The 2434-nt window shown below is 39.7% G+C and carries 2 protein-coding genes; one reads left to right on the forward strand and one right to left on the reverse strand.

Features of this window, described 5'->3' with window-relative positions; all coding sequences use genetic code 11:
• The first annotated feature begins 56 nt into the window (after positions 1–56).
• Positions 57–1529, forward strand: a complete 1473-nt coding sequence (locus WBM98_RS14250; protein ID WP_424366693.1) for a hypothetical protein — start codon at positions 57–59, stop codon at positions 1527–1529.
• Positions 1530–1698: 169 nt separating this feature from the next.
• On the opposite strand, the gene WBM98_RS14255 is transcribed toward WBM98_RS14250, so the two are convergent.
• Positions 1699–2376, reverse strand: a complete 678-nt coding sequence (locus tag WBM98_RS14255) for a type 1 glutamine amidotransferase domain-containing protein (protein WP_424366694.1) — start codon at positions 2374–2376, stop codon at positions 1699–1701.
• Between the last annotated feature and the right edge of the window lie 58 nt (positions 2377–2434).

Below are 2434 nucleotides of genomic sequence, written 5' to 3' on the forward strand. Positions count from 1 at the left end.
TGTATAGGTACTAACTTCGGTATTCAAACGTTAACATTTATTCAAAACCCAACCAAATGACCTTCAGTATTCAAACCATCAAAATAGTTTTTTTCTGCGCAGTTTTCATGTTGGTTTCTTCCTGCGAAAAAGAAACCACCAACGAACAGAATAATGATACGCAATTAATTGCTATTAAAATAGTTAGTGCAACCAATGAATCAGGAACCGGGGATTTGGTAATCAAAAATTCCCAAGGCGCTGCCAAAACCCATAGTGGACTTGGATATAATGAAGCCCTGGAAATAGAAGTCGATTTAACTGCTGGCGGCACCTATACCTTTATGGTCGAGGAAGTTGATCATGGTAGGATAAAAATGTATACTACCAAAGAAGCATTGGAAAAGTATACCCAAGAAGATCCGTTTATCCTTCAGTTTGAGCATTATAAGAATCAAAAAATAGCCACTTTTAAAGTAAAATCCGAAATAGGTCCCGACCTTCGAACAAGAAATATCAATTTAACAGTGACCCAAGCCTATGAAACGCTTTATCATATCGATTGGGGCGATGGTACTGAAGAGGTAGCTGAGGCTCCCTCAGAATATCAATCACCAAGTGATAGAATAGGACATAAATACGCTACTTCAGGAGAATATACCATAACGTTGCGCACTTCGAATAGGGAAGAAGTTACAGCGCTGGATTTGCAAATTTCGGCTAATGGACAAGGGGATAGGATACAGACGCTTGAATTAGAAACTATGCCAAATTTAACCACCTTAAGTTTAGGGGACAGTGATATGATAAATGTCGATGCGCTCCTTGAACAGTATCCTAATCTTGTCTATTTAAGTTTACGATTTGGGGCCTTAGAATCAATTGATTTAACCAAGAATCCATTTTTGGAACGATTGAATATAACGGGTAACTATACTACAATTGTTAAAGGACTTTCTAGCTTGACCAAATTACAATCTTTGGGAGTGACGGGAACTATCGAAAATTTGAACTTGGCCTTATACCCTGATTTACTATCGTTGACTATTCGCGGTCACGATATGAGTACGCTTGATCTTGCTACAAACCCGAAACTTACTTTAGTTACTTTACAACTCAATGGCTTGGAGCAAATAGATGTTAGTTCAAATGTGAATCTGCGATCTTTATATATTAACAACAATGATCTTACGCAATTGGATATAACCAATAACAAGGCAATTGAGTATTTAAACTTATATGCTAACTATATCGAAGAATTAGATCTTACACAGCAGACTAAATTAAAATACTTGAATTTATCTTCCGTTTATTTGAAGCAAGTGGCTGCCCCAGTTAGTCTTGATGACTTGACGACATTGGATTTGACAAATACTCGATTTTTAGATGAGGAATCATTACTAGATGCTATTTTTAAGGGGCAAGAGAATAATCCAAAAACAAAAGGCCATATTATCTTTCATGATTTGGCGTATGTAAAAGAGCGACAAGTTCTACTGCTCAATCAATTGATCGAGGACCATGATTGGTCTATAAATATACCTGAATAACCTCCGCCAAAGATGGGTAAATTGTCTTGTGTGGCGCCCGCCCTGAGGTTTTTGGCAAAGGAGGCTAGAAGGGTCATGTAAAATAGTTTTGGGAAAATCCCACTATCGGTTTCTAACAAAAAAAGGTTGTCCGTTATGGCAACCTTTCCCAGATTTACTATATTTCAAATCAGTTAAGACTTGCAAACAATTTTTCCGCAACCAACTCGGAAGAAGCAGGGTTTTGGCCCGTGATTAAATTGCCATCCTGTATGGCATACACCGCCCAATCGTCCTTTTTGGAATAGATTCCGCCATTCTTACGCAACATATCCTCCACTAAGAAGGGTACCACATCGGTAAGTCCGACCGCGGCTTCCTCGCTATTGGTGAATCCGGTGACTTTTTTACCTTTTACCAGCGGATTTCCTTCGGCATCCTTCACATTTTGCAAGGCTGCAGGGGCATGACATACGAAAGCAATTGGCTTTTCCTGACGATTGAATTTTTCAATTAAAGCCACAGAGGCCGCATCGCTGGCCAAATCCCACAAGGGTCCGTGGCCCCCGGGATAAAATACAGCATCAAAATCGTTAGGATCCATTGCTGCCAAAACCTTGGTGTTTGCTATTTTTTCCTTAGTGGCTGCATCCTTTTTAAAACGTTCCGTGGCTGCGGTTGCAGCATCGGGTGTGTCGCTACTGGGATCTATTGGCGCAGCACCTCCCTCGGGGGTGGCGATGGTAATGGTTGCACCTTTGTCCAATAAGCTGTAATAGGGACTGGCGAATTCTTCGATCCAAAAGCCTGTTTTTTTTCCGGTACTCCCCAATTTATCGTGGGAGGTAAGTACAAATAATAGGTTCATTTCTTTTTCTTTTTTTAAGTATTATGTCTAAATTTTTACAATCATCTTTCCTTTGTTC

The sequence above is a fragment of the Maribacter sp. genome, from assembly GCF_049667165.1.
Classification (GTDB): domain Bacteria; phylum Bacteroidota; class Bacteroidia; order Flavobacteriales; family Flavobacteriaceae; genus Maribacter_A.

Coding starts and splice junctions, on each gene's coding strand:
- WBM98_RS14250 (WP_424366693.1), top strand. CDS start 57: ATGACCTTCAGTATTCAAACCATCAAAATAGTTTTTTTCTGCGCAGTT.
- WBM98_RS14255 (WP_424366694.1), bottom strand. CDS start 2,376: ATGAACCTATTATTTGTACTTACCTCCCACGATAAATTGGGGAGTACC.